General features: G+C 68.8%; 28 protein-coding genes. 4 read left to right on the top strand and 24 right to left on the bottom strand.

Going from position 1 to position 26468, the window contains the following annotated elements:
* Positions 1 to 23 precede the first annotated feature (23 nt).
* The 17 genes from dprA to RUR_RS07680 form a co-directional block, all read right to left on the bottom strand.
* Positions 24 to 1229: a DNA-processing protein DprA gene (dprA, locus tag RUR_RS07760; RefSeq protein ID WP_283134226.1), complete on the bottom strand. Its 1206-nt coding sequence runs from the start codon at positions 1227 to 1229 to the stop codon at positions 24 to 26.
* Positions 1226 to 2782, bottom strand: coding sequence for a YifB family Mg chelatase-like AAA ATPase (locus tag RUR_RS07755; protein ID WP_283134225.1), 1557 nt, complete (start codon positions 2780 to 2782; stop codon positions 1226 to 1228). The genes dprA and RUR_RS07755 overlap by 4 nt, the downstream gene beginning before the upstream one ends.
* The gene (locus RUR_RS07750) at positions 2783 to 3139 is read right to left on the bottom strand and encodes a YraN family protein (RefSeq protein WP_283134224.1); all 357 of its coding nucleotides are present in this window, start codon (positions 3137 to 3139) and stop codon (positions 2783 to 2785) included.
* A gap of 199 nt (positions 3140 to 3338) precedes the next feature.
* The gene (locus RUR_RS07745; protein ID WP_283134223.1) at positions 3339 to 3641 is read right to left on the bottom strand and encodes a hypothetical protein; all 303 of its coding nucleotides are present in this window, start codon (positions 3639 to 3641) and stop codon (positions 3339 to 3341) included.
* Positions 3642 to 3702: 61 nt separating this feature from the next.
* Positions 3703 to 4032: a DUF2469 domain-containing protein gene (locus RUR_RS07740; RefSeq protein ID WP_283134222.1), complete on the bottom strand. Its 330-nt coding sequence runs from the start codon at positions 4030 to 4032 to the stop codon at positions 3703 to 3705.
* Positions 4033 to 4058: 26 nt separating this feature from the next.
* Positions 4059 to 4769: a ribonuclease HII gene (locus RUR_RS07735; RefSeq protein WP_283134221.1), complete on the bottom strand. Its 711-nt coding sequence runs from the start codon at positions 4767 to 4769 to the stop codon at positions 4059 to 4061.
* Positions 4770 to 5171: 402 nt separating this feature from the next.
* The gene (gene lepB / locus RUR_RS07730) at positions 5172 to 6074 is read right to left on the bottom strand and encodes a signal peptidase I (RefSeq protein ID WP_428846982.1); all 903 of its coding nucleotides are present in this window, start codon (positions 6072 to 6074) and stop codon (positions 5172 to 5174) included.
* A gap of 233 nt (positions 6075 to 6307) precedes the next feature.
* Positions 6308 to 6670 carry a 50S ribosomal protein L19 gene (rplS, locus tag RUR_RS07725; protein ID WP_283134220.1) on the bottom strand — a complete coding sequence of 121 codons (363 nt, stop codon included), beginning with the start codon at positions 6668 to 6670 and terminating at the stop codon, positions 6308 to 6310.
* Positions 6671 to 6803: 133 nt separating this feature from the next.
* On the bottom strand, positions 6804 to 7574 hold the full coding sequence (gene trmD, locus RUR_RS07720) for a tRNA (guanosine(37)-N1)-methyltransferase TrmD (protein WP_283134219.1): 771 nt from the start codon (positions 7572 to 7574) through the stop codon (positions 6804 to 6806).
* The gene (rimM, locus tag RUR_RS07715; RefSeq protein WP_283134218.1) at positions 7574 to 8092 is read right to left on the bottom strand and encodes a ribosome maturation factor RimM; all 519 of its coding nucleotides are present in this window, start codon (positions 8090 to 8092) and stop codon (positions 7574 to 7576) included. The genes trmD and rimM overlap by 1 nt, the downstream gene beginning before the upstream one ends.
* Before the next feature lie 141 nt (positions 8093 to 8233).
* Positions 8234 to 8476: an RNA-binding protein gene (locus RUR_RS07710; RefSeq protein ID WP_283134217.1), complete on the bottom strand. Its 243-nt coding sequence runs from the start codon at positions 8474 to 8476 to the stop codon at positions 8234 to 8236.
* Position 8477: 1 nt separating this feature from the next.
* Complete coding sequence (gene rpsP / locus RUR_RS07705) at positions 8478 to 8972, bottom strand: 30S ribosomal protein S16 (RefSeq protein ID WP_283134216.1); 495 nt, start codon at positions 8970 to 8972, stop codon at positions 8478 to 8480.
* Between the two features lie 193 nt (positions 8973 to 9165).
* Complete coding sequence (gene ffh / locus RUR_RS07700) at positions 9166 to 10719, bottom strand: signal recognition particle protein (protein ID WP_283134215.1); 1554 nt, start codon at positions 10717 to 10719, stop codon at positions 9166 to 9168.
* A 142-nt stretch (positions 10720 to 10861) separates the two neighbouring features.
* Complete coding sequence (locus RUR_RS07695) at positions 10862 to 11410, bottom strand: GTP-binding protein (protein WP_283134362.1); 549 nt, start codon at positions 11408 to 11410, stop codon at positions 10862 to 10864.
* 31 nt (positions 11411 to 11441) lie between these two features.
* Positions 11442 to 11915, bottom strand: a complete 474-nt coding sequence (locus RUR_RS07690) for a DUF742 domain-containing protein (RefSeq protein WP_428846979.1) — start codon at positions 11913 to 11915, stop codon at positions 11442 to 11444.
* The gene (locus RUR_RS07685) at positions 11915 to 12337 is read right to left on the bottom strand and encodes a roadblock/LC7 domain-containing protein (protein ID WP_283134214.1); all 423 of its coding nucleotides are present in this window, start codon (positions 12335 to 12337) and stop codon (positions 11915 to 11917) included. The genes RUR_RS07690 and RUR_RS07685 overlap by 1 nt, the downstream gene beginning before the upstream one ends.
* Positions 12338 to 12347: 10 nt before the next feature.
* The gene (locus RUR_RS07680; protein WP_283134213.1) at positions 12348 to 15362 is read right to left on the bottom strand and encodes a sensor histidine kinase; all 3015 of its coding nucleotides are present in this window, start codon (positions 15360 to 15362) and stop codon (positions 12348 to 12350) included.
* A gap of 655 nt (positions 15363 to 16017) precedes the next feature.
* On the opposite strand from RUR_RS07680, the gene RUR_RS07675 reads away from it, so the two are divergent.
* From RUR_RS07675 to RUR_RS07660, 4 genes are read left to right on the top strand one after another with little or no spacing between them, the layout of a single operon-like run.
* Positions 16018 to 17004 carry an ABC transporter substrate-binding protein gene (locus tag RUR_RS07675; protein ID WP_283134212.1) on the top strand — a complete coding sequence of 329 codons (987 nt, stop codon included), beginning with the start codon at positions 16018 to 16020 and terminating at the stop codon, positions 17002 to 17004.
* A complete protein-coding gene (locus RUR_RS07670) occupies positions 17001 to 17774 on the top strand; it encodes an ABC transporter permease (protein WP_283134211.1) in 774 nt (257 codons plus the stop codon). The genes RUR_RS07675 and RUR_RS07670 overlap by 4 nt, the downstream gene beginning before the upstream one ends.
* A complete protein-coding gene (locus RUR_RS07665; protein ID WP_283134210.1) occupies positions 17771 to 18595 on the top strand; it encodes an ABC transporter permease in 825 nt (274 codons plus the stop codon). The genes RUR_RS07670 and RUR_RS07665 overlap by 4 nt, the downstream gene beginning before the upstream one ends.
* Complete coding sequence (locus RUR_RS07660; RefSeq protein ID WP_283134209.1) at positions 18595 to 19347, top strand: ABC transporter ATP-binding protein; 753 nt, start codon at positions 18595 to 18597, stop codon at positions 19345 to 19347. The genes RUR_RS07665 and RUR_RS07660 overlap by 1 nt, the downstream gene beginning before the upstream one ends.
* A gap of 77 nt (positions 19348 to 19424) precedes the next feature.
* Here RUR_RS07660 and RUR_RS07655 read toward each other — a convergent pair whose 3' ends face one another.
* From RUR_RS07655 to RUR_RS07625, 7 genes are all read right to left on the bottom strand, one after another.
* A complete protein-coding gene (locus RUR_RS07655; RefSeq protein WP_283134208.1) occupies positions 19425 to 19976 on the bottom strand; it encodes a GTP-binding protein in 552 nt (183 codons plus the stop codon).
* A gap of 73 nt (positions 19977 to 20049) precedes the next feature.
* On the bottom strand, positions 20050 to 20427 hold the full coding sequence (locus RUR_RS07650) for a DUF742 domain-containing protein (protein ID WP_283134360.1): 378 nt from the start codon (positions 20425 to 20427) through the stop codon (positions 20050 to 20052).
* 48 nt (positions 20428 to 20475) lie between these two features.
* Entirely contained in the window at positions 20476 to 20901 is a 426-nt protein-coding gene (locus RUR_RS07645) for a roadblock/LC7 domain-containing protein (RefSeq protein WP_283134207.1), read from the bottom strand.
* Positions 20898 to 23483, bottom strand: a complete 2586-nt coding sequence (locus tag RUR_RS07640; protein ID WP_283134206.1) for a sensor histidine kinase — start codon at positions 23481 to 23483, stop codon at positions 20898 to 20900. Before RUR_RS07640 ends, RUR_RS07645 begins: the two co-directional genes overlap by 4 nt.
* Before the next feature lie 418 nt (positions 23484 to 23901).
* Entirely contained in the window at positions 23902 to 25110 is a 1209-nt protein-coding gene (locus RUR_RS07635) for a DUF418 domain-containing protein (RefSeq protein ID WP_283134205.1), read from the bottom strand.
* Complete coding sequence (locus tag RUR_RS07630; RefSeq protein ID WP_283134204.1) at positions 25107 to 25736, bottom strand: TetR/AcrR family transcriptional regulator; 630 nt, start codon at positions 25734 to 25736, stop codon at positions 25107 to 25109. Before RUR_RS07630 ends, RUR_RS07635 begins: the two co-directional genes overlap by 4 nt.
* A 308-nt stretch (positions 25737 to 26044) precedes the next feature.
* Complete coding sequence (locus tag RUR_RS07625) at positions 26045 to 26455, bottom strand: DUF742 domain-containing protein (protein WP_346349024.1); 411 nt, start codon at positions 26453 to 26455, stop codon at positions 26045 to 26047.
* Positions 26456 to 26468: the final 13 nt, after the last annotated feature.

The following is a 26468-nucleotide window of genomic DNA, read 5'->3' as shown; positions in this document are numbered from 1 at the left end:
ACGCGGCGGCGTCCACCCCCGGGTCAGGTTCGGTCATGGGCTTTCAACCTCCAGCCTCCCGCCGCCCGGACCACGTAGCCGCCTGCGGCGAGCTCCCCCAGGCACTGAAGCACCGTGCCGATGTCGACGCCCGCCGCGACCGCGATCGAGGCGGTCTCCGCCCGCCCCCGGCTCGGAACCGCGTCGAGCACCCGGCGGGTCCGTTCATCGAGCGCGTCCCGGGCGAGAACCGGCCCGCGGGCGACCGGCGCCAGATCCGCACCGAGTTCCCCGACGAGTTCGATCACCTCGGCGGCTCCGGTCACGCAGACCGCCGCTCCGCTGCGCAGCAGCCGGTGGCATCCCGCCGAGTTCCCCGAGGTGACCGGCCCCGGTACGACGGCGAGATGGCGGCTCAGGGTGACCGCATGGGCGGCGGTGTTCAGGGCGCCGCTCCGCAGGGCGGCCTCGACGACCACGGTCCCTCTGCTCAGTGCGGCGATCAGCCGGTTCCGCACCAGAAAACGGATGCGGGTCGGACTGACCCCGGGGGGTGATTCGCTCACCAGGAGCCCGGTCCGGCGCAGGGCGCGGAACAGCTCCGTGTGGCCGCGGGGATAGGTGACGTCGACCCCGCACGCGAGCACGCCCACGCTCGGCGTCTCTCCGGTCAGCGCACCCCGATGGGCCGCTCCGTCGATCCCGTAGGCCCCGCCGGAGATCACACCCCATCCGCCCCGGCTGAGGTCGGCCGCGATCTCCCCCGCGACGTGCACACCGTAGGGGGTCGCGCTCCGGGATCCGACGACCGACACCGACTTCAGGCAGGAGAAGCGCAGGTCGGTCTCGCCGCGTGCCCAGAGCGCCAGGGGGCGCCGGTCACCCAGGTCGTCGACCTGGCTCGGCCACTCGGGATCGCCCGGGACGATCACCCTCGCCCCGTGCGCCGCGGACTGCGCCAGGTCACGCCGGGGGTCGGTGCCGTCCAGGCGGGCGATCCAGGTCTGCAGCCGGCCGCCGGGGTCGAACCTCCGGCGCTCCGCCCGCGCCCGGGAACGCTCGCTCTCGACGAACTTCGCCGGGAGGGAGCCCCTGCGGATCCGATCCACGGCGGCCTCGGCTCCGTAGGCGTGCACGAGGCGCCCCATCACCGGGTCGGCCGCCTCGGCCACGCGGGAGAGGGTCACCCGGGCGAGCCGCTCGCGATCCGCCCCTCCGGGCGGAGCCGCTCCTGTCTTCCGCGACGTCACGACGGCACCCCCTTCCACATCATCAGCGCGGCGTGCACCTCGGCCGAGGTCGGCTTCGGCTTGGCCGCCAGGTCCGCCAGGGTCCACGCGACCCGGAGGACCCGATCGACGCCTCGGGCGCTGAGCGACCCGTCGTCCAGCGACCCCTCCAGCGAGTGAAAGGCGTCGGAGGGGATCCGGAAGGTGGAGCACAGCTCGGTCCCCGGCACTTCGGCGTTGGTCCGCCACGGTGTGCCCGCGTACCGCCGTGCCGCCCGGTCCCTGGCCTGCAGGACCCGTTCGGCCACGACCGCGCTGGATTCGAGGAACCGCCGATCGGAGAGGAGCTCGTGCCGGCTGGCGGGAAACAGGGTGACCTTCACGTCGACCCGGTCCAGGAGGGGGCCGGAGAGCCTGGCGAGATACCGCCGCCGTGTGTTCGGCGTGCAGATGCAGGGGGACTCCGCCGTGCCCGAACCCGCGCACGGGCAGGGGTTCGCGGCGAGGACGAGCATGAACCGCGCGGGGAAGGTGACCGTGCCCGCCGCCCTGGACACCATGACGTATCCCGACTCCAGCGGCTGACGGAGGCAGTCCAGCACGTTCATGGCGAACTCGGGTGCCTCGTCCAGGAAGAGCACCCCGCGGTGGGCGAGCGACGCCGCGCCCGGCTTGAGCTGCCCGCTTCCACCGCCCACCATCGCCGCCGTCGTCGAGGTGTGGTGGGGGCTGCGAAACGGGGGTTCGACGAGGAGCGGCCAGGTCGGCGGCAAGGTCCCCGCCACCGAGTGGACGGCGCTCACCTCCAGGGAGGCGGCTCGGTCGAGGCGGGGCAGCAAGGTCGGCATGCGCTCGGCGAGCATGGTCTTGCCGGTTCCCGGCGGCCCGAGCATCCAGAGGTTGTGCCCGCCCGCGGCACACACCTCCAGGGCCCTGCGTCCCACCGGCTGCCCCGCCACATCCGACAGGTCCGGGCGTCTCCTGCGGACGCCGTTCTCGGGGAACTCGTCGTCGGGAGGCGGTTCCGTGGGGTCCAGGGTGTAGGCGTTCCCCAGCAGGTCGTCGTCCTGAATCCAGCCGACCAGCTCCGCCAGGGTCGAGGCGGCGACGACCGTGAGCCCGGGCACCAGCGCCGCCTCCGGGGCGTTCTCACCCGGCACGACCACGATCCCGGCCCCCGCCTCGGCGGCGGCGATCACCGCGGGCAGCACACCGCGGACGGGCCGGATCCGTCCCTCCAGACCGAGCTCGCCCAGGAAGACCGGCTTGACGATGTGGTCGGCGGGGAGCATCCTCGCCGCCGCGAGAATCGACACGGCGATCGCGAGATCGTACCCGGAGCCGCGCTTGGGCAGGTCGGCGGGGAAGAGGCTCACCGTGATCCGGGCGTCCGGCCAGGAAAACCCGCTGTTCACCACGGCGGAGCGCACCCGATCGCGGGCTTCCGTCAACGTCGTGTCCAGGAGGCCGATGAGGTTGGTGGCGACGATCCCGTTCGCGACGTCCGTCTCGACCTCGACCATGTGACCGGTCACGCCGATCAACGCGACGCACCTGGTCCGTGCGACCGCCATCTACAGCACCCCCGGAACATGCTTGATCGACATGCGCCCGTCGGCCACCCGCTGGACGGCGAGGACGTCGATGCGCACCGAACGGAACCACTCGTACTGCGCCCCCAGCCAGTGGGCCGCGAGTCTGCGCAGCCTCAACGCCTTCTTGGCGCTGACCGCCCCGAGCGGGGTGCCGTGCGATGTGCCGGACCTCGTCTTCACCTCGACCACGACGAGGACGTCTCCGTCCCGTGCGACGATGTCGATCTCTCCCGCCCGGCAGCGCCAGTTGCGGTCGATGATCTGTAAACCCACGTCCCGCAGATAGTCGGCGGCTAACTGCTCACCGAGCTTGCCGAGCTCGTCCTTCGCGGCCATGAGACCACCTCCGGCCCACGACTGTGCCGCGGCCCGTCATGACCCCGAGGACCCGAACCGGATTCTGGGGATGACCCGCAAGAGAACGATCTTCCCTGTGGAAACCCGCCCACCGACTGTCGGCTTCTCCGGATCCGGCCACAAGGGGTCGGCGGCGCGTGCGGGTCACACCATCGCGCGGCCGGGGATCCGGCTTCGGTCAGCGGGTGTCGACCTCGCCCTCGGGCTTGCCCGGCGGGGCGCTCACCACCCGCATGAGGATCGGCTTGCCGGCTTCGTCCCGCTCGATGGCGGCGATTTCCACCTCGGGGGGTGACGAGGGCGCACCGGGGGTGGGCACGGTCGGCGAGAGGGGGGTCACGATTCCGGCTTCCGGGCTCTCCTCGGCCCGTCGGAGCAGGCCGAGCTCCTCGTTTCGATCGGTCGCGGGAGTGCCGGACTCCTCTTCCGGGCTCACCGGGAGCGGCTCCCGTTTCTCCTGGTTGACATTGGGATCGGACATCATAGGAAATCCATACCCATAACGGTGAGCATTACCGCCGTCTACACGCTCACCCGTACCGTCAGCCGGGGAAGCCCGGCTTGCCGCTCGGAACCTCCAGCTCGGGCTTGGCCAGTTCCTCCACGTTGACATCCTTGAAGGTGACCACCCGAACATTCTTCACAAAGCGCGCAGGCCTGTACATATCCCAGACCCAGGCGTCCTGCATGGTCACCTCGAAGTACACATCGCCGTTCTCGGCGCTGCGCACTTTGAGGTCGACCGAGTTGGTGAGGTAAAAACGCCGTTCCGTCTCCACGACGTAGGAGAACAGGCCCACCACATCGCGGTATTCACGGTAGAGCTGTAGCTCCATCTCGGTCTCGTACTTTTCAAGATCCTCTGGACTCACGGCCGCACTCCCCTCCTCACTTAGCCTCAGACGATTACGGCTTCGGCCCCGTACCCATGGCCATCGGCTCCATTCTCGCCCATCTGCCCACCTCTCGCCGCACGCGCCACCGTCACGTAGGAGAACCGATGGTCTGGGCATGGGCCGTGTTCGGTCAACGCCCGGCGGTGAACCGCGGTTACGTACCCTTTGTGCTCGGCAAACCCGTACTCGGGATACCGTTCGTCCAATGTGACCATCATCCGGTCTCTTGTCACCTTCGCCACAACCGACGCGGCGGCCACACAGGCCGCCACCTGGTCACCCTTCCACATCGCGAGCGAGGGCGCGGTCAGGCCGCCCACCGGGAACCCGTCGGTGAGGATGTAGCCGGGCGGCGAGTCCAGCGCGGCGACGGCGCGGCGCATCCCCGCCACGTTGGACTTGTGCAGCCCGACGAGATCGATCTCCGTCGACGGGATGACCACGACGCTCCACGCCAGCGCGGAGCCCACGATCTTTCCGTACAGGTACTCACGGGTCGCGGCGGACAGGAGCTTGGAATCGGCCAGCCCCTCGATCTCCCCCCGCAGCATGACCGCGGCGACGACCAGGGGACCGGCGCAGGCACCCCGGCCGGCCTCGTCCACCCCCGCGACAGGCCAGAAGCCCCGGCGTTTGAGTGCGCGTTCGTACCCGTAGAGACCGGAATCGCGGCGGATGATGCATGGCCGCGGACGAAAGGCATGAACCGACATGATGTTGGCAGCGTACGTCCTTCCCGCCGTTGTCGCGGAATGGTTCTCAATTCCTCCCGATGTACCCGCCTATTCCCCAGCCCGAACCGGCTTCCCGGCATCCCGTACGGCGTACGCCGCCACCCCGCCCCGACCCCGGGACCACAGCACACGCCGGGCCGATCTCGGCGGTGCCCCGGCGGCCCGCGTCCGTCCGGATGATCGCCCCAAGGTGCCGACCCGAACCGGCTTCGTCGGCATCCTGTACGGCGTACGCCGCCATCCACCCGGACCCTGAGGGGGACAAAGCGCACGCCGGGCCGATCTGGGTCGTGTCCCGTCGGCTGCGGCCGTACACCGTCCGGATGATCGCCCCAAGACGCGCCCCCCGGGCCGCCCGCCGAGTCGTCGGGCGGTGGACGGTTACGGCCTGCGGCTCTGTGCCGAGACTCGGTCCGGGCCGGTGGACACGGCGGCCGGGTGCCCGGCCCCATCGCCACCCGGTCCCCGGGTATGGAGAAGGCGCCTTCTGAGCAGCACCAAGGGCACCGCCCCGGCGAGACCGAGCAGCCAGGGCGTCGCGCCGAGCGCGGCCAGCGCCGGCTGGGCGAAGGTGCCGGGAATCGGAATCGAGCCGGCCCGGGCGAACGGCCAGACGATCACGAAGGCACGCCCGATGACGTTGTCGACCGGGATGGTGCCGCCCCCGGGGTCGCCTTGGTGCGAGCGGGAATCCAGCGAGACGGAGCGGTGGTCGCCCATCACCCAGAGCCGCCCCGCGGAAACCTTGATCTCAAACTTGGTCCGGGAGGGGACGTCTCCCGGATACAGGTAGCCCCGCTCGTCGAGCGGAACCCCGTTGACCGTCACCCGGCCTTGGGCGTCGCAGCACTTGACGGTGTCACCGGGGATCCCGATGACCCTTTTGATGTAGTCCTTCTCACCGGGCACGACCCCGAAGGAGGTGCCCAGCCAGCGGAAGAAGGCGGCGATCGGGTTGGCCGGTTCGGCCAGGGCCACCTCGCCGTCCCAGGAGTCCACACCGGAGAAGACCACGACGTCCCCGCGCTCGATGTCGCGGGTGTGATAGACGAGCTTGTTGACCAGGACCCGATCGTTCTTCAGCAGCGTGTCCTCCATCGACTCCGACGGAATGTAGAACGCCTGAACGACGAAGGTCTTGATGATCACCGCGAGGACGAGCGCGACGACGACGAGGACCGGAAGCTCCCGCCAGAAAGAGCCCTTTTCCTTGGCTTTCCCCATGGTTTCGCCGACCGGCCCGGACTCCCCTGCATCCCGGGCGTCCTCAGAGACCACGTCCACCTCGTCATCGTGCTTGTGGGCCCCGGCGGTCTCGTGGGCCGCACCGACCCGCTCCGGTTCTCCGGCGACAGCCTCGGATTCGCTTGTCATCGCTGACGAGCCTAGATGATGCGCAACGCCGACAAGTGCTCACACGCATGGGTGCCGTGAAGATTTCCGGCCGGCGAGCCGGGAGGCCCGGAAAACGACCGTGGCCCGCGCGAGGTCGCGCGGGCCACGGGTGAAGCAGACGATTACTTGGCGGGGAGCACGTCGCGCTTCTCCCGGATGCGGGCGGCCTTGCCCCGCAGGTCACGCATGTAGTAGAGCTTGGCGCGGCGGACGTGACCACGGGTCACGACCTCGATCTTCTCGATCACCGGGCTGTGCACCGGGAAGGTCCGCTCCACGCCGACGCCGGCGCTCACCTTGCGGACGGTGAAGGTCTCCCGGGAGCCACTGCCCTGGCGGCGCAGGACGAAGCCCTTGAAGTGCTGGATACGCGACCGGGTGCCTTCGATGACACGCACGTGGACGTCCAGCGTGTCACCCGGGCGGAAGGGGGGGATGTCGGTGCGCTTCTGAGCCTTCTCAAGCTCCTGAATCAACGTGTGCATGACGGCAGTCCTCATTCGGCGTGCTCACAGAGGTCCACATATCTGAATCGGCAGGGGACGTGCGAGACGAATCCTGGTTACCCGGGTCGGTCATCCGGATCGGCGCCAACGACCTGGGCGTTGGCACAGCGATTCAGTCTGCCACATCCTGGGGCGGGACGCGAAACGAGACCTCGTCCAGGACCTGCCTGTCCCGCTTGTCCAAATCGCCGAGGTTGGCCGCGAGATCCGGGCGATTCCGGACCGTCCGCCGGAGTGCCTCGTCCCGCCGCCATCGGGCGATCGCGCCGTGGTGACCGGAGAGGAGGATCTCCGGGACCTCATGTCCCCGCCAGGTGGGCGGCTTGGTGTAGACCGGGCCCTCCAGCAGGTTCGCCATGGCGCCCGGCGCGAACGAGTCGTCGGCCACCGAGGCGGTGTTGCCCAGCACGCCGGGGAGGAGCCTGGCGACGGCCTCGACGATCACCAGTACGGCCGCCTCACCGCCGGCGAGCACGTAGTCCCCGATGCTCACCTCGTCCACGGTGAGCCGGGTGGAGTACTCGCGCACCACCCGGGAGTCGATGCCCTCGTACCGGCCGCACGCGAAGACCAGATGTTCCTCTTTCGCGTACTCCACCGCGTGGGCCTGGGTGAACGGCCGCCCGCTCGGGGTCGGCACGATCAGCCGCGCCGGACCGTCGATCACCGAGTCCAGCGCCTCCCCCCACGGCTCGGGCTTCATGACCATGCCCGGACCGCCGCCGTACGGCGTGTCGTCGACCGTGTGATGCGTGTCGTGGGTCCAGTCGCGGAGCTGGTGGAGCCGTACGTCCAGAATCCCCCGGGTACGGGCCTTGCCCAGCAGGGAGACCTCGAGCGGGCTGAAGTACTCGGGGAAGATGGAGATGACGTCGATGCGCATCAGTCGGCCTCGTTCAGGTCGAGCAGACCCGGGGGCGCGTCGACGACTAGCCGGCCCGCGCCGAGATCGACCTCGGGCACGATCGCCTTCACGAACGGGATGTAGACCGGCTCCCCCGCGTTCCGCCGTACCACGAGGAGGTCCTGACCGTGGTGGAGGACCGCCTCGACCGTGCCGACCGCCTCGCCCGCGGTGGTGACCACGGCTAGTCCGATCAGCTGATGGTCGTAGAACTCGTCCGGGTCGCCGGTGTCGTCCAGTTCGGCCGAGTCGACGACGAGCACGGTCCCCCGGAGTTCCTCCGCCGCGTCCCGGTCGGCGACCCCGGCGACGCGCAGGAGGAGACGGCCGGAGTGCCAGCGCACCGCCTCGATCGTGATATTTCCGACATCCGCAGATTCGGTGGAGATCACCGCACCCGGGGTGAATCTCCGCCCGGGTTCGTCGGTCCGCACCTCGACGGTGACCTCTCCCCGGACCCCGTGCGGGCGGCCGATCCGGCCGATGACAAGGCGCACGTCACGGACCCCCTTCACATCGTTCCTCGAATTCCCCCGACGCGCCCGTGCGAGCGCCGGAAACGAGCGAGCCCACTCACCGATACCGTGAGTGGGCTACCCGTCACGCCAGGGCGTTGAAGCCTGCTGCTCGCTGTCCGGCTATCGAGCCTCGGTCAGGTCTAGCAGGTCTACCCGGACATATCTGCCTCCGGCCAGCGCACCGACCACGGTGCGCAGCGCCTTGGCCGTCCTGCCTCCGCGACCGATGACCTTCCCGAGGTCGTCGGGGTGCACCCGAACCTCAAGCACTCGCCCGCTGCGAATGCGCCGGGCGTGAACCCGGACGTCGCCCGGGTGCTCAACGATGCCCTTAACCAAGTGTTCAAGGGCCTCTTCGAGCATCTCAGGCCTCGCCTTCCGACTTCTCCTCAGCCGACTCGGCCTTCGCGGCCGGCACTTCGGTCTCCGCGGCCTTGGCCTCAGCCGGGGCCTCGTCCTTCTTCGGGCTCTTCTTCGTCTGCTTGCGCTGCGTGGTCGCGGCACCGCCGGCGTCGCCGGTCAGGGCCTCCTTCGCCGCGGCCTCGTAGATCGCGTGGCGGTCCGGCTTCGGCTCGGGCGTCAGCAGCGGGGCCGGAGCCGGCTCGCCCTTGAACTTCTGCCAGTCCCCGGTGAGCTTGAGAATGTGCAGGACCGGTTCGGTGGGCTGGGCGCCCACGCCGAGCCAGTACTGGGCGCGCTCGGAGTCGACCTCGATGTAGGAGGGGTGCTCCTTGGGGTGGTACTTACCGATCTCCTCGATCGCACGGCCGTCCCGCTTGGTGCGGGCGTCCGCGACGACGATGCGGTACTGCGGGTTGCGAATCTTTCCCAACCGCTTGAGCTTGATCTTGACAGCCACGGGTGTGGTCAACTCCTGGATCTGAAACGTGGGTGAACGGCATCACATCGAGTGGGGATTCGACGGAGACCGTCCGAGGGACAGACGCAATTCCCCGGAGTTTGAGAGGGCACCCGGGCGATCACGATGCTCCAACGTCTTATTGTGCCAGACGATCGCCCAGGTGACCCAATCAACCGGCGAGCCCAGGGGGCTACTTCTTCTTCGGCAGATTGAGCTTGGCGGGGTCGAATCCCGGCGGGAGCTTGAGCCCGGGGGGAAGCTGCCCGGGAATCGCCCCCAATCCCCCCATACCCGGGGAAGGAGCCTGGGGCGCGGGCGCCGGGTCCAGGGCGGGGCGTCCCGCCGCGGCCTTGCGGGGGTCCCCGCTGACCCGCTTGCCCTTGGCCTTCTTCGCCGTCTTCTGCTGCTTGCGGCGGAAGCCCGGCATGCCGGGGATGCCCATTCCGCCGGCCATCTGCTTCATCATCTTCTGCGCGTCGAAGAAGCGGGTGACGAGGCTGTTCACCTCGGTCACGCTCACGCCGGAACCGTTGGCGATACGGGCGCGGCGCGACCCGTTGATGATCTTCGGGTTCTGCCGTTCGCCGGGGGTCATGGAGCGGATGATCGCGGCCACCCGGTCGAGGTCGCGGTCGTCGACCTGGTTCAGCTGATCACGCATCTGCCCCATGCCGGGGAGCATCCCGAGCAGGTTGCTGATCGGCCCCATCTTCCGGACCATCATCATCTGCTCGAGGAAGTCGTCGAGGGTGAAGCCCTCCCCGGACGCGAGCTTGCCCGCCATCTTGGCGGCTTCCTGCTCGTCGAAGGTCCGCTGCGCCTGCTCGATCAGGGTGAGGACGTCACCCATGTCGAGGATGCGCGAGGCCATCCGGTCCGGGTGGAAGGCGTCGAAGTCGTCGAGCTTCTCGCCCGTGGAGGCGAAGACGATGGGACGCCCGGTGATGTGCCGGACCGAGAGCGCGGCGCCGCCGCGGGCGTCGCCGTCGAGCTTGGTCAGGACCACCCCGTCGAACCCGACGCCGTCCAGGAACGCCTGCGCCGTGGTGACGGCGTCCTGGCCGATCATGGCGTCGACCACGAAGAGGATCTCGTCGGGGTCGACGGCGTCCCGGATGTCCGCCGCCTGGCGCATCATCTCGACGTCGATGCCGAGACGGCCGGCGGTGTCAATGATCACGATGTCGTGCTGCTGCCGCCGGGCGTGGTCGATCGACTGCCTGGCGACCGCGACGGGGTCTCCGGTGCCGTTGCCGGGCTCGGGGGCGTAGATCCCGACGCCGGCGCGCTCGGCCAGCACGGACAGCTGCTGGACCGCGTTGGGACGCTGGAGGTCACAGGCGACGAGCAGCGGCGTGTGGCCCTGCTCGCGGAGCCAGCGGGCGAGCTTTCCCGCCAGGGTGGTCTTCCCCGAGCCCTGCAGGCCCGCCAGCATGAAAACCGAAGGGGGGGTCTTCGCGTATCGCAGCCTGCGCGTCTCGCCACCCAAGATGGCGATCAGCTCGTCGTTCACGATCTGCACGACCTGCTGCGCGGGGTTGAGCGCCTGGGAGACCTCGGCGCCGCGCGCCCGCTCCTTGACCTGGGCGACGAATTCCTTCACCACAGGCAGCGCGACGTCGGCCTCGAGCAAGGCGATTCGGATCTCGCGGCAGGTCGCGTCGATGTCGGCCTCGGAGAGCCGACCCTTGCTGCGGAGTGAGGAGAAGACCGATGTCAGACGGTCGGAAAGTGTCTCGAACACGTGGTTGGCCAGTCTCTGCTCGTCATCTGGGGCGGCATAAGCACAATTGACCTCTCAGCCTATCCGGTCCCGGTCGGCCCGCGCGCTCAGACCGAGGACGACGGTGATCGGCCGGGCCGCTCCTCCAGGGTTTCCGGCTGCCCTACCGCGACGACGAGCGGACGGTGAGCGCGTGCTCCACCAACGCGATCAACGTCGTCTTCACCGACTCCCGCGACCGCGCGTCGCACTGCACCACCGGAACACCGTGCGACAACGTCAACGCCTCACGAATCTCCGCCTCACTGTGCGGAAACGACCCGCCGAACCCGTTCACACCCACCACGAACGGAAGCCGCGCCTCCTCGAAGTAGTCCACCGCCGGGAAACTGTCCGCAAGCCGCCGCGTGTCCACCAGCACCACGGCCCCGATCGCACCCCGCACCAAGTCGTCCCACATGAACCAGAACCGATGCTGACCCGGCGTCCCGAACAGGTACAGGATCAGATCCTGATCCAAGGACACCCGCCCGAAGTCCATCGCCACCGTCGTCGTCGTCTTCGACGGCGTCAACGCCAGATCGTCCACCCCCGCCGACGCCTCGGTCATCACCGCCTCGGTCGTCAACGGCAGAATCTCCGAAACCGCCCCGACAAACGTCGTCTTCCCCACGCCGAACCCACCCGCGACCACTATCTTCGTCGAAGTCAGCGGGTTACCCGGGGTGTATCGCCCGGGCGAGTTAGAGCCTGCGTAGTCCACTGAGCACCCTTTCCAGCAGGTTCATATCTGGCTGACCCTCATCAAGTTGCGGCTGATGCAACTGCACCAGGCCTTCGTCAGCCATGTCGCCGACGAGCACGCGGGTGACGCCCAGCGGCATACGGAGCAGAGCGGAGATCTCGGCAACCGATCGGACCTGCCGACACAGCGTACTGATCGCCTGATACTCGGGGATGAGGGTAGAGAAGTCCCGGTTCACCACGGTCGCCGAGGAGACGAGCGCCTCCATCGCCAACTCGCGCCGGGGTTGGGTACGCCCTCCGGTCACGGCGTAGGGCCGGACCAAGGAGCTGGGTTCCGGTGACTCCGGGCCGTGCCCAGCACCAAATTGTCGAGGGTCGTCCCCGAACCCCACCGGATTAGGGGTATAGGAAGACCCGCCCAGCGGGTCTCCCTCACTCCAGCCGCGGCCTGCCACGGTGTCCTCCTTCATCACCGGGGATGCGATGCCTGTAATTCAGCCCGCACCGCAGGCGTCAAGACCTGTCCCGCACGCTCCACCAGCAGCGTCATCTGATAGGCCACCAGGCCCATATCACAATCCGCCGACGCGAGCACCGCAAGACAGGACCCGTCACTCACCGACATGATCAGCAGAAGGCCTCGTTCCATCTCCACCACGGTCTGCGTCACCGCACCGCCTTCGAAGACTCGCGAAGCTCCCTGCGTCAAACTGATCAACCCGGCGGCGACCGCCGCCAGTTGGTCAGCTCGATCCTTCGGAAAACCCTCAGAGAAAGCAAGAGGAAGCCCATCCGAGGAGACAACCACCGTGTGCGCCACTCCTGGCACATTGGTGACAAAATCGGTGATTAACCAGTTCACGCCGCGAGCGCCCTGGCTCAACTCCCGCACTCAAGCCTCCCTAACTCTGATCCCCGTGAGGGGCGTCTTCCTCGTGCGGCCCGCCACGGACCGCCGCACGACCCTGCCGGACTCCCTGCTGGAAGCTCGACAGACGATTACGAACCCGCTCCGGCGACAGGACGGGCTGGGGCAGGGGGACCGGGGAACCACCGGACAGGTCGGCCGTGCCGGGGACCAGGTTCGCCCGCGGCACCCGCTTGGGCAGCCCCGCGGACGTGGTACCGCCAAGGGTCGGCTCCTGAGCCGCCTGAGCCGCCTGCCAGCCCACGTCGGTCGGCGACGAACGCCAGCCACCGGTGTCCCGGCCGACGCTCGCAGCGTCCTCGACCACCGGCCGGACCGGCTCCTTCCGCGGCTCCTGCTCGGCGGGCTTGGTTCCGTCACGCCGGTCGGCCCGCCGGAACCAGTCCGACTCGACCGCGGCGAAGATCGGAAGAAACTCCTCGGCCTGATCCATCGGAGAGGAGCGGACGACGGGGAGCGGGCCGGTGTTGATGACGTCCTGCTGACCGGAGGGACCGCCGAACGAGTGGGCGCCTGAAGGACGGTCGGAGAACAGGCTGTCCCCGGAGGAGCGGTCGGCGAACAGACTGCCGCTTGACGGACGATCCGTGAACGAGTGGCTGCCCGAAGGGCGATCTGTGAACGAATGGGCACCTGAAGGGCGGTCCGTGAAGGAATGGGCACCCGAAGGCTGGTCGAAGAACGAATGCCCCCCCGAAGGGCGATCGGTGGCCGAAGGCGGCGACGACCAGCCCGACCCGCCGCTCGGGCTTCCCGCGGACCAGCCGCTCTGGGCGGGCTGCGGGGCCGGCGGAGTCGGCCAGGCGGGCGTCGGCTGCGCCGGCGGGGACGTGTTGCCGGCGAACAGGGTGGGGCTGCCGAGCGGCTGCCCGCCGTACGAGGAGGCCGATCCGGCACCTGCTCCCACCAGCGGCGCGGACGGGCCGGCCCCGAATCCGCCGGGAGCGGGGGAACCCGCGTGCGCGACGAGGCCCTCCGGCAGGAGCACCATGGCGGTGAGACCGCCGACGTCCTGGTGGCGGAGCTGCACCCGGATGCCGTGCCTGGCGGCCAGCCGGCCGACCACGAACAGGCCCATCCGGCGGGATACCGAGACGTCCACCACGGGTGGGGTGGCCAGCCGCTCGTTGGTGTGCGCGAGTTCCTCGGCGGTCATTCCGATACCGGCGTCGCTGATGCCGAGCATCAGCCCGCCACCGTCGATCCTGTTGCTGGAGACCACGACGCGGGTGTCGCGGGGGGAGAACGAGATCGCGTTCTCCACCAGCTCGGCGATGAGGTGGACGACGTCGTTGACCGCCTGACCGGCGACCGCGATGCCGGACTGGACCTGGAGGTTGACCCGGTCGTAGTTCTCCACCTCGGAGAGGGCGGCGCGGACGACGTCCACGACGGGAACCGGCTGGCTCCACCGCCGTGCGGGCTCCTGACCCGCGAGAACGAGCAGGTTCTCACTGTTTCGCCGCATACGGGTGGCGAGGTGGTCGAGCGAGAACAGGTTGGCCAGCCGGGCGCCGTCCTGCTCGCCCTGTTCGAGGCCGTCGATCAGGGAGATCTGCCGCTCCACCAGCGTCTGGGTGCGCCGCGAGAGGTTGACGAACATCGCGTTGATGTTGCTCCGCAGCTTGGCCTCGTCCCCGGCGAGCCGGATCGCCTCGCGGTGGACCTCGTCGAAGGCCCGGGCGACTTCACCGATCTCGTCGGACGACTCCACACCGATCGGGCGGATCTCGGTCGCCACCCCGGTGTCGCCCGACTCACGCAGGGTGCTGACCACCGAGGGCAACCGGTTGGAGGCGATCTCCAGAGCCTCGGTACGGAGCCGCCGCAGCGGCCGTACCAGCGACCGGGCGACGAGCGTGGTGACGGCGAGCACCGCGACGAGCAGGACCACGACCAGTCCCACGACGACGAGCGCGTTGGCCTGCTCGTCCTCCTGCAGGGTGCGGCTGCGCGAGATGATCTCGTCGGCGATCACCTTCTCGACGTTGCGCATCCGGTTGATCGACTCGGTGCTCGCCCGGAACCAGTCGTTGGAGGCGATCGTGCCGGCGGGGACGACACCCCGGAGGTTCAGCCCCTGCTCCGCCAGGATGATCGCCCGGGAGGACATGAACGCGGCGCGGTCGGTGTCGTCACCCGCGAGGGTGTCGTCGAAGAACTGACGCTGCTCGATGGACGCCTCGACCCGGAAGGAGGCGAGCTCGGTGGCGACCTGCGCCCGCGCGGCCTGGAACTGGGCGTAGCCGGTTCGGTCGAACGCCCCGGCGTGCAGGGCGGCGGCGAGGAGCGCCCGCTCCCGCGAGGCCTGCTCCTTCGCCCGGGCGAGGAAGGCGAGCGCGCTCACGCTGGCGATGAGTTCCTCGTCCACCGCGCCGCTGATGTTGTCGTTGAGCGAGTGGAAGTCGTCGATCGTCCGGGAGTACGCCTGGGCGGCGTCCCCGACCAGCAACCGCGTCTCAAGAACCGCGCGCCGGAGGGTGGTGAGCGAGCCGATCCGGTTGATGACCTGCTGGATCTCCTGCCGGTCGACCTGCCCGGGGACGTTCACGATCTCGGCGGCGACGGCCCGCACCTCCGTCGCGACCTTGTCGACGCGGCGCTGCTGCTCCTTGACCTCGTTCAGCGTGTCACCCTGGCGGCCCTGGGCCACGAAGAGGACGGAGATGTCCCGCTCCATGGCGAGGGCCTGGGTCAGCTCACCCAGGATTCCGACGAACTCGGCGTTCTGCCGGACCAGCCGGTAGTCCGCGGCCACGTTGATGGAGGCGACGACCCGGAGCCCACCCAGGAAGACACCCGCGATGGTCGGGATCAGGATGAGCGCCACCAGGCGCGAGCGCACGCGCCAGTTCTGCAGGGCCAGCCGCCCTCCCTTGGCCGGCTCTCCGCCACGCCTCGGGTTCTTCGTCTTCTTGGTCCCACCTGAAGGCGTCGCCGCAGCGGTGCCTGACTTACGACCGCTCTGCTGGATTGGTCCTGTCCCCACTGGTCTCCGCAACCTCTCACCGGACGGTCTTGTGCAGGGCGATCACGTCTTGGTGTGGCGTGGCCCGCCATCGCAATCCATTGGGCGAGGGTTATTGGAGCATAGCCGGATGAGATAGGCCAATAGCCCACAGGACCCAAACATCCCTAATTGCCACCACAATCACTTGCACTACTTCATAACGAACGGACAACCATCAGGACGCTTTTGGCATTATGAACCGGAATCGGATGGTCTGGCCGCATGCGATCCTCGCAGCATAGAGCCTGAAGGCCGTAAGGGTGGACTCGGATGCCGTATTAACGGTCACCCCTTGTCGCCCCACATCCAGAAATCTGGACAAACCACCCAAACATTGCCAGAACGGGCATATCCCTGCCCCTGGCATGCACAAGAAGCCGTGACAGCCGGTGATCAAACCATGTAAGAATTCGACTTCCTCGCGCATACCGAGATATCCAGATTTTTACGGGATAGTCGGATTTATTTGACACTCGGCATAGCCGCCCTGATCTACCCTCCGCTACGCTGGTCCGCCGTCGCCTCGCCCCCTCGCGCAACTCGAGGTTACCGGTGACGGGTCCGACTGGGTCCCGCCCGCCCGGGTCTGTTTGAGGGGTGCGCATTCGCGCGTTTTCCCAGCTAAGGAGACTCCATGAGGTTTGGGCTCGCGTTCCGCGGTTCCCTCATTGGGCTTGTTGCCGCATTGACCCTCAGCGCCTGCGGCAGTTCCGGTACAGATTCGGGCAAGCCTGCAAACGCCGGCGGGTTGGAGAAGACAGAACTCACCATCGGTGTAGTCCCGGTTCCCTCCGCCGCACCCTTGTACATCGCCATGGAAAAGGGGTTCTTCGACCAAGAAGGCATCAAGATCAAGACGCTGCCCATCCAGGCCCCCCAAGCGGTGATGCCGCAGATCCTCAACGGGAGCATCGACACCTTCATGTCGAGCTATGTCTCCTTCCTCTCCATCAACGACTCGGAGCAGGCCAAACTGCGGCTCCTCGCCGACGCCCAGGCGGGCAAGAGCGGAATCCACAACATCGTGGTGCTGAAGGACTCCGCGATCAAGGAGCCCAAGGACCTCAAGGGCAAGACCATCGCGGTCAACGCCCTCAAGGCCCTCGGCGAGCTCACCATGTCGGCCCAGCTGCAGGTGCACGGCCTCACACCGCTGGATGTGGATTTCGTCGCGGTGCCGTTCGATCAGCAGATCGCATCGCTGGAGACCGGCAAGGTCGACGCGGCCTGGCTGGTGGAGCCCTTCCTCTCCGGCGCCCAAACCAAGCTCGGGGTCAGGACGATCATCGACACCATCGCCGGCCCGACCGCGGACCTGCCCCTGGACGGATGGGCGGCGACCGAGGAATGGGTCACCAAGCACCCCAAGACCGCCGCGGCCTTCACGCGGGCGCTGGCCAAGGGCCAGAAGATCGCGGCAGAGGACCGCAACGCGATCAACCGGATCATCCCGACCTACACGAAGATCTCCGCTGAGGCCGCCGCCGCCATGGGGATGGGGGTCTACAGCACCTCCCTCAGCCCGCAGCGGGTGCAGCGGGTCGCCGACCTGATGTTCCGCTTCCAGTACCTCAAGCGGAACGTCGACGTCACCAAGCTGCTGGCGAGCAGCACAGGATGACCGTTCGGAAGGTACTCCGCGGCGCCATTGGCGTCGCGGGGTTCCTCCTCGTCGCCGAGGCCGCGGGGCGCCTCGGCCTGATCGATCCCACTATCCTGCCCCTGACCTCGACGGTTCTCGGCCGTACGATCGGCCTTGCCGCCGACGGGGACTTCCTGAGCGAAGTCGGCGCCACCCTGCTGGCGTGCTTCGCCGGACTCCTCATCGCCATCGTCCTCGCGGTGCCGGCCGGCGTCGCCCTGGGCACACTCCCCAAGGTCGAACGGGCGACCCGTCCCCTGCTGGAGTTCCTCCGGCCGATCCCGTCCCTGGCCCTGATCCCGCTGGCACTGTTCGTCTTCATCCCCACGCACAACGCCAAGATCGCACTCATCGTCTACGCCTGCACCTGGCCGCTGCTGATCAACACGATGTACGGCGTGCGCGACGTCGATCCCCTGGCCAAGGAGACGCTGCGCAGCTTCGGGTTCGGTTCCCTCGCCGTACTGTGGCGGGTGACGATGCCGAGCACCGCGCCCTTCATCGCGACGGGGATCCGGCTGGCCGCCTCGGTGACACTGATCGTCGCGGTGAGCGTCGAACTCGTCGCGGGCGGCGAGGGCATCGGCGCCTTCCTCACCCACATGAGCACCGGGGCCGGGAACATGGACTTCGTGCTCGCGGGGACGATCTGGGCCGGTGCGATCGGCCTGGTGGCGAACTTCCTGCTCACCGGTGCCGAACGCCGGCTCTTCCGCTGGCACCAGGAGCGGGTGGGGGGGACGTCGTGACCGCCGTCTCCGCCCAGAGGCCCGGGGTGGCCCGGCGGGTGGCCGGCCGGATCCTGTCCCTGTGGATCATGCCGGTGGCCCTGGTGCTCTGGGAAGTCGTCACCCGCTGGATCCAGGCCGTCTACTTTCCGCCCCCGTCCACCGTCCTGGTGCGCCTGCACGAGCTCTGGTTCTCCGGATCGTGGCGGACCTTCTTCCTCACCGACGACGCGATCGGCAACTTCCTGCCGAGCTTCACCCGGCTCGCCATCGGCTGGGTGCTCGGCTGCGCCGTCGGTGTCGGGGTAGGGGTGGCGCTGGGCCGGTCCACCCGTCTTTCCGCCTACGTCGACCCGCTGGTGCACTTCGGCCGGTCGATCCCCCCGCCCACCCTCGTCCCGGTCTTCCTCGTCCTCTTCCAGTTCGGCGGGAGCATGCAGGTCGCCACGATCGTCTTCGGCGTGGTTTGGCCGATCATGATCAATGCGATCGAGGGAGCCCGGTACGTCGACCGGCAGTATCTGGACACGGCCCAGGTGTTCTCGCTGTCCCGCCTTGATCGGCTGCGGCGGGTGATCCTGCCCGCTGCGGCCCCGAAGATCTTCGCGGGTCTGCGGATCAGCGTCTCGCTCTCCCTGATCCTTATGATCATCTCGGAACTGGTCGGCAGCACCGACGGGATCGGCCATCGCATGCTGCAGGCGCAGGGCCTCTTCGACATCCCGACGACCTGGGCGGCGATCGTGCTCCTCGGCCTCATGGGGTTCCTGCTCAACACGACGTTCCTCCTCGTGGAGCGCCGCATCCTGGCCTGGCACCGGGGTGCGAGAAGGACGGACTAATGCTGGAGATAAACCACCTGCGCCATTCGTACGGCTCGCACGAGGTCCTCGGCGGCATCGACCTCAAGGTCGACGAGGGTCAGCTCCTGTGCATCGTCGGCCCGTCCGGCTGCGGCAAGTCCACCTTGCTGCGTTCCATCGCCGGGCTGCTCAAGCCCACCCAGGGGGAGATCCTGATCAACGGCGTCCCCGTCGCCGGGACGCCGGACAACCTCGCCGTGGTCTTCCAGGACTACAGCCGGTCGCTCTTCCCCTGGATGTCGGTCGCCGACAACGTCGCCCTGCCCCTCCGGCGCAAAGGCATGAGCGGCGCCCGGCGCCGTACCTCCGCGCTGGAGGCCTTGGAGCAGGTCGGCTTGGAAGGCGCCGCCGCGAAGTACCCCTGGCAGCTCTCCGGCGGGATGCAGCAGCGGGTGGCGATCGCCCGCGCGCTCGCCTACCGGCCCGCGTTCATGCTCATGGACGAGCCGTTCGGGTCGGTGGACGCGCAGACCCGCGAGGACCTGGAGGACCTCGTCCTCCAGGTCAGGGGGGTGCACGGCATGACGATCGTCCTGATCACCCACGACATCGACGAGAGCGTCTACGTGGGCGACCGGGTGGTCGTGCTCAGCAAGGCGCCGTCCCGGATCGTGGGGGACCTGTCGGTCGGGCTGCCCTACCCCCGGGACCAGATCGCCACCCGGCAGCTCCCCGAGTTCGTCCGGCTCCGCGCCGACGTGGGCCGTCTCGTCCGGGGCGTGCCCGGGTAACGCCGGATCCGCCGACGACAGGGGCGGTGACCTTTCTGAAAGGTCACCGCCCCTGTCGTCGATCAGGCCGGTCGCCCTTAGAACGCCGTGGACGAGCGGACGGTGAGCGCGTGCTCCACCAACGCGATCAACGTCGTCTTCACCGACTCCCGCGACCGCGCGTCGCACTGCACCACCGGAACACCGTGCGACAACGTCAACGCCTCACGAATCTCCGCCTCACTGTGCGGAAACGACCCGCCGAACCCGTTCACACCCACCACGAACGGAAGCCGCGCCTCCTCGAAGTAGTCCACCGCCGGGAAACTGTCCGCAAGCCGCCGCGTGTCCACCAGCACCACGGCCCCGATCGCACCCCGCACCAAGTCGTCCCACATGAACCAGAACCGATGCTGACCCGGCGTCCCGAACAGGTACAGGATCAGATCCTGATCCAAGGACACCCGCCCGAAGTCCATCGCCACCGTCGTCGTCGTCTTCGACGGCGTCAACGCCAGATCGTCCACCCCCGCCGACGCCTCGGTCATCACCGCCTCGGTCGTCAACGGCAGAATCTCCGAAACCGCCCCGACAAACGTCGTCTTCCCCACGCCGAACCCACCCGCGACCACTATCTTCGTCGAAGTCAACGCGGAGCCCATGCCCGTCGGCCCGCCGTTCGACCGGTCCGGGGCGTTCCCAAAAGAACGGCTCCGGAAGGAATCAGAGCCTGCGAAGTCCACTGAGCACCCTTTCCAGCAGGTTCAGATCTGGCTGACCCTCATCAAGTTGTGGCTGATGCACATGTACCAAGCCTTCGGCGGCCATGTCGGCGACGACCACGCGCACGACGCCGAGCGGAATCCTGAGCAGAGCGGAGATCTCCGCGACCGAACGTACTTGCCGACACAAAGATACGATCGCCTGAAACTCGGGAGTAAGGGTTGACAGGTCTCGATTCCCCAACGTCGCAGAGGAGACCAAGGCCTCGACCGCCAGCTTGACCCGCGCTCTGGTCCGCCCTCGAGTCAAGGCGTACGGCCGGACCAAGGGGATCTCGTCGGCGGCATCCGAGCCCGCGCCACCAGGCCGGTCCGGCATGCCGCCGAACCCGTGTTCCCCCGCTCCCGCCATCACCTTCTCCTGTCGTCATCTCCGCGGATGGGCCGCCTGCAATTCGCTTCGCACCGCCGGCGTGAGCACTTCTCCGGCCCGCTCCACGAGCATCGTCATCTGATAGGCCACCAACCCCAGATCGCAGTCCGCCGAGGCGAGGACCGCCAGGCACGACCCGTCGCTGATGGACATGGCCAACAGGACACCCCGCTCCATCTCCACGATCGTCTGCATCATCTGCCCGCCCTCGAAGACCCGGGCCGCACCCAAGGTCAGGCTGATCAGGCCGGCGGCGACCGCCGCCAGCTGATCGGCGCGGTCCTTGGGGAAACCGTCGGAGTACGCCAGGGGCAGGCCGTCCGCGGAGACGACCACGGTGTGCGCGACACCGGGAACGCCGTGGACGAAATCGGTGATCAACCAGTTCATGCTCGAGGCGGCCCTGCTGAGCTCTGTCATGAATCCTCCTTCAACGCACGCGACTCTGCGCGTCCTTGCCGAAGTCCCTGCTGAAAGCTCGACAGCCTATTGCGTACTCGATCAGCTGACAGAACCGGCGGAGCGGGCGCCGCCTCACCCTGATCCGCGCTCCCCGGGACGAGATTGGCCTTGGGGACCCGTTTGGGCAGGCCGGCCGAGGTGACACCGCCGCTGGCGGGCTCCTGCACCGCTTCGGCGGCCGACCAGCCCGAGTCGGAGCGGGAGGCCCGCCAGGCCGGCGGGGCGTTCTCGGCCGCCGCGGGTTCGGCGCCCGGCCGCCGCCCGGCCCCGCCCGCTCCCCCGGAGCGGAACCAGTCGGACTCCACCGCCGCGAAGATGGGGAGATACTCCTCCGAACTCCACGCCGGAGGCCGTCCCGTCGGCAGCACGATGTCCGCCACGTTTCCGGAACGCTCCAACGGCGGGCCGAGCTCGGCGAAACCCGGATGCGGGGGCGTCGCGGCCTCGCGAACCGGGGTGACCGGGTCGGCGGCGACCGCGGGACGCTCCGGTGCCGGGTGCGGGAGCCCCCGGTCGGCCGGGACGACGGGCCGCACCCCGAGCCCGTCGGGCGAGACGATCGCATGCGGCAGCCGTACCAGCGCGGTCAGCCCGCCCTGCGGACGCGGACGGAGGTGAACCCCGATGCCGTGCCGGGCCGCGAGCCGGCCCACCACGAACAGGCCCATCCGGCGGGAGACCGAGACGTCCACGGTGGGGGGATGGGCGAGACGCCAGTTGGCCTGAGCGAGTTCGTCCTCGGTCATCCCGATGCCGGCGTCGTCCACCACGACCATGGCCTCACCGGCGTCGGTCACCCGGCTGGACACGGTGACGTGGGTCTCGCCGGATGAGAAGGACAGGGCGTTCTCCACCAGCTCCGCGACGAGGTGGACGGTGTCGTTCACCGCCTGGCCGGCGACCGAGGTACCCAAGGCGATCTCCAGCTCCACCCGCTCGTACCCCTCCACCTCGGCCAGCGCGGCACGGACCACGTCGACGAGCTGAACGGGTTTGCTCCAGCGCCGCGCGGTCTCCTGCCCGGCCAGCACCAGCAGGTTCTCGCTGTTGCGCCGCATCCGGGTGGCGAGGTGGTCGAGCCGGAACAGATCCTCCAGCCGATCCTCGTCCTCCTCGCCGCGCTCCAGGCCGTCGATGAGGGCGAGCTGCCGCTCGACCAGCGTCTGGCTGCGCCGGGAGAGGTTGACGAACATCGTGTTGACGTTCCGCCGGACCCGCGCCTCGTCGGCCGCGAGACGTACGGCCTCGCGGTGCACCTCGTCGAACGCCCGCGCCACCTCGCCGATCTCGTCTCCGGAGTCGAGCCCGATCGGCTCGATCCGCGGATCGGTCCCGGCGTCCCCCGAGTCCCGGATGGCGCGCACGGTGTCCGGGAGCCGGTTCCCGGCGACCTCCAGCGCCTCGGTACGGAGCCGCCGCAGCGGCCGTACCAGGGAACGGGCCACCCCCACGGTGATCGCCAGCACGAGGAGCAGGAGGGCGACGGTGAGTCCGCCGATCACCAGCGCCCCCCGGGTCTCGCCCGACTGCAGGTCCCGGACGGCCGCGACGACCGAGGTGGTGAGGCGTTCTTCGACGGCGCGCACCCGGTCGAGCGTGGCGGTGGAGACGTCGAACCAGACCTTGACGTCGTCGGTGCGACGCGGGTCGATGTCGCGAACCGGGGTGCCCGCCCGCACCCGGTTGAGGACGAGGGCGCGGATCGCGTCGGTCTGGTTGACCTGGGGACCGTTCACGGTGGCGTCGAAGAACCTGAGGTCGGCGGGTTCGGCTTCGCTCCGGAAGCGCGCCAGCTCCGTCTCCTGCTGCGACCAGGCGCCGAGGAAGTCGGCGATGTCGTCGTAGCCGAGGTTCTTTTCCGCGAGGGCGACCGAGAGGATGCCTCGCTGCCGGGCGATGGCCTCCTTGAGCTGGGTCAACGCGTTCAGCGCGAGCGCGTCGGAAAAGAGCGCCGCGTCGTCGCCGTCCCTGCCGAGCTCGTCGTGGAGCCCCGACATGTCCTCGATCATCCGGGTGTACATGTCGAACGCGGCACGGGGAGGCACCTGGGTCGCCGCGAGTTCGCGCATCCCGGGGAGCCCGTCGAGCCATCGGCCCACCCGGTCGGCCTTGGCACGTTCCCGGGTGCCGTGATTCTGGTCGATCTTGTCCAGCCGGCCGCGGACCTCCCCCGACAGGCGGTCGACCGTGGCGTGCAGGCCCTCCACCCGGGTCGGGCGGTTCGCGGTTCCGGCCTCGGCGAGGGCGAGTGTGGTCAGATCGCGTTCCCGCTCCAGCTCGTGGGTGAGCCGACTGATCCGCTCGACGAGTTCGGCGATCTCGGTGAGCCGCTGGTACTCGACACCGGTCTTGATCGCGTTCGTCACCGAGACCCCGCCGAGGAAGACGGCGACCACGGTGGGGATGAGAATGAGCGCGATCAGCCGGGACCGCACCCGCCAATTGCCGATCTTGAAGGGGCTGCGGGCGGTGGACTGGGCCGCGTGCCTGGGCCGCCCGTCGTCGGGAGCCCGGTCATGGGGGAACGATCCCGTGGTCACTGGTCTCCGCAACCTCTCACCGCAACGCTTACGACACCCGGCGCTACGGGCGGGCGAGGGTTATTGCACCACAATCCAGCCAGACAGGGCTAATACGACAAATAGGACAAAGAGTCATTTTGTTATCTAAACAGGACATTCACTGGAGAGTGACCCCAAAACGATCAGGCTGCCTCGCGCCCTCCCCTGACGGTACGGCGGCCACCGCGCAGGCCGCCGCGCGATCCCGGAATCCCAACGCGGGAACGGGATGCCGGACGTCGCGCCCACCCCGCCGCCGGGCCATGTGGCGCGGTCCGGCGCTCAGCTTGAGATCTTTACCAAATCCACCGCCCGCTTGCCGGAAAATCCCCGTACCGGCACCCGAGGCCGCGGTGAAGCGGAGGCGCCGGGCGGCCGCGGAATCGCCTCCGCTCCGTCACGACCTGCGCCAGGGAGGGCGGGAGGCGACGGTGATCGCGCGAAGCAGCCACTCACCGGGGCCGTAGACGTGGCGCCGCAGCCACCACGCGCTGACCACAAGCTGCCCGGCGAAGACGGCCGACACGGTGAGCAGAACCATCAGGGGTGGCAGGTCCCCGCTGAGCCTGAACCCGTACGCAGTGAAGAGGACGCCGAGAACCACGGACTGAAGCAGATAGTTGGAGAGCGCGATCCGGCCCGCGTCGGCCAGCGCCCGGGCCACCGCCGCACCTGCCCCGGTCCGGAAGAAGATCACTGCCGTGGCGACGTACGCGCCGGTCAGCAGCGGTGCCGAGAGAACGCCGATCCCAAAGCCCAGGACCTCGGCGGCGCTCCCCGGACGGAAGACCGCGAGGAACGAGTAGACCAGGGCGCCCGCCAGCCCGATCGGCAGCCCGAGGACAAGGAGACGGCGGAAGAGTGCACGGTGCGCGTCGAAGTCCGCGAAAACCCGTCGCCTCCCCGCGGCGAGGCCGAGCAGGAACATGGCGAGAACACTCGGACCCTGGAGGAGGAGAAGAAGGGCGAAGGTCCCCGGCAGCCGGCCGGCGTGCTCCGCGAGCACGCCGAGGGCCGTCCCGTCGTAAGCCGCCTCGATCCGGGCGGCCTCGGCGTGCAGTGCGGCCGCGTCCTGGACCTGGGGTTCCACCAGCACCGCCAGACCGAACAGACACCACAGCGCCCCGGCGACGGCGATCACGACCACGGCGGTCCGCACCGCGGCCCGCGCCGAAACGCCCCGCAGGCAGAGCAACGCCAGGCCGAGCAGCGCGTAGACGCCGAGGATGTCCCCGTGGAAGAACAGAGCGCCGTGGGCGACCCCGATGGCCAGCAGCCCGGTCTGCCGGCGCAGCATCCGGGGCAGGAACCCCGCGCCCGCCCGTTCCGCGGACGCCATCTGCAAAGTGAAGCTGTATCCGAACAGGAAAGAGAAGAGCAGGTAGAACTTGGTCTCGAAGAACATCGAGACAATCCAGCGCACCCCCTGGTCGAGGGGAGAGCCGGAAGCGGGATCGATCACGCCGAGGCCGTAGTAGCCGGAGGAGAACGCCCAGACGTTCACCATGAGGATGCCGAAGAGCGCCAGCCCGCGGAGCGCGTCGACATCGGCGAGCCTCCGCTCCGCGACCGGCGCCGCGGCCAGACCCCTGCCGACGGCGCTCACCCGCGCCCTCCCCCGGGGTTCCCGGTGCCGACCGGGCGCAGAAATCGGGTGACCAGCGTCCGGAGCACCGGCCCATGCGTCAGGGGGAGGAACCCGGGATCCGCCGCGACCCGTGCGAACAGCCCGTCGATCAGGGCGGCGAGCCAGGTGGCGACGGTCGCCGGATCGAGGCCGGGGTCGACCTGCCCGCGCGCCAGGATTCGGGTCACCAGTCCGGCGAGGCTCTCCCGCAGCTCCCGATCGTTCCTCCGGACCAGGTCGGCGATGGGCTCGTCCCGGTTGGCCTGGGCGGAGATCTCCAGGGCGAGGGCGGCGTACTCGGGGTCGGCCGCCAGTGCGACGATGTGGTCGAGCAGGAGAAGCAGTGCCTCCAGCGGGTCCTCCAGCTCGGCCAGCCGGGCGAACTCCTCCGCGGTCTCTCGGCCCTCCTGCTCCAGGAGCGCGACGACGACGGCGTGCTTGCTGGGGAAGTAGTGGAACAGACTCCCCGAGCTGATCCCCGCTTTGGCGCAGATGTCCGCGGTCCGGGTCGCGTGGAACCCCTTCTCGGCGAAGCACTCACCGGCCGCCACCAGAATCCGGCGCCGTTTGGCGGCGTGTTTCTCAGGGTCGAGGGTTCGGATCAAGATGACCTCCGATACGGCGAGCGCAAAAATAAACCGACTGCTCGGTTTATCATAAGCTCTCATCTATCCCGGTGAGTGCTCCTCAGGGAGGAATCGTCCGGGTGACGACAACCTTGGACGTGCGGTACCCCGCCAGGAACGATGCGGCCTGCAAGAACAGTCTTCTCCGACCTTGACCGTGGCGGTTCACACGGTATGAACCGCCACGCGCCTTCCCGCCGAGAGCGCGGCACGGGACGTGCGGACGCGACGCCTCGGGCACCCGGCATCCAGCCGTACCCACCACCACGGACCTGGGAGCCCCGCGGTCAGAGGCGGCGGAGGCCGCTGAGGACCCTTTCCAGGAGGTTGAGTTCGGAGGGGCCTTCGGCCAGTGCCGGCTCGTGTACCTTGACCAGGCCTTCGTCAGCCATGTCTCCGACGAGCACCCGAACCACGCCGAGCGGCATCCTGATCAGGGCGGAGATCTCGGCCACCGACCGGACGCTCCGGCAGAGCGTGACGATCGCCTGGTACTCGGGGGTGAGAACCCGCTGCTGCTTGCCGCCCGGTGCCACCGAGGAGACGAGCGCCTCCAGTTCGAGCCTGCGTCGGCCTTTGGTCCGGCCTCGGGTGACGGCGTAGGGCCGTACCACCCGATCTCGACCGGTCCGCATTTTGCCGGGGGGTTCACCGGGCGGCGGCGCGCCGCTCCCCTCCGGCCAGGTGTGTCCTACCACAGCCACCCCTTGG

The organism is Rhizohabitans arisaemae (assembly GCF_025996515.1).
In the GTDB taxonomy this organism is placed as follows: Bacteria; Actinomycetota; Actinomycetes; order Streptosporangiales; family Streptosporangiaceae; genus Rhizohabitans; species Rhizohabitans arisaemae.
This window is presented reverse-complemented; position numbering and strand designations above follow the sequence as displayed.